At 65.4% G+C, this 312-nt stretch carries 1 pseudogene; it reads right to left on the bottom strand.

The window, feature by feature from the left end:
• Positions 1-312, bottom strand: a pseudogene (locus O7A70_RS34095) (hypothetical protein); the annotation flags it as partial.

The following is a 312-nucleotide window of genomic DNA, read 5'->3' as shown; positions in this document are numbered from 1 at the left end:
AGGTGTAGGAGCCGTCTGCGTAGAGATGCAGCGTACCGTGCAGGCCGGCGATGTCGGTGTTGACGCCACCCGATACGGCGGTGGTTGTGTTGCCGCCTGCGGCGCGCACGCCGTCGATGGTGGCGCCATCGGCACCGGCGATGTCATTGACCAGCACGCCGGCAACGGCGGCAACGCTGAGCAAGGCGCCTTCATTGACATTGCCGCCGTCGGTGGCGGCTGTCGGTACGTCATCGACGATGGCGATGTTGATGGTGCCGGTGGTGGTGTTCCCGTTTGCGTCGGTGACCTGATAGGTGAAGCTCTCGGCGG

The sequence above is a fragment of the Mesorhizobium sp. Cs1299R1N1 genome (assembly GCF_037179655.1).
GTDB lineage: Bacteria > Pseudomonadota > Alphaproteobacteria > Rhizobiales > Rhizobiaceae > Mesorhizobium > Mesorhizobium salmacidum.
Note: the sequence above shows the minus strand (reverse complement) of the source record. Positions and strands in the feature narration are given on the sequence as shown.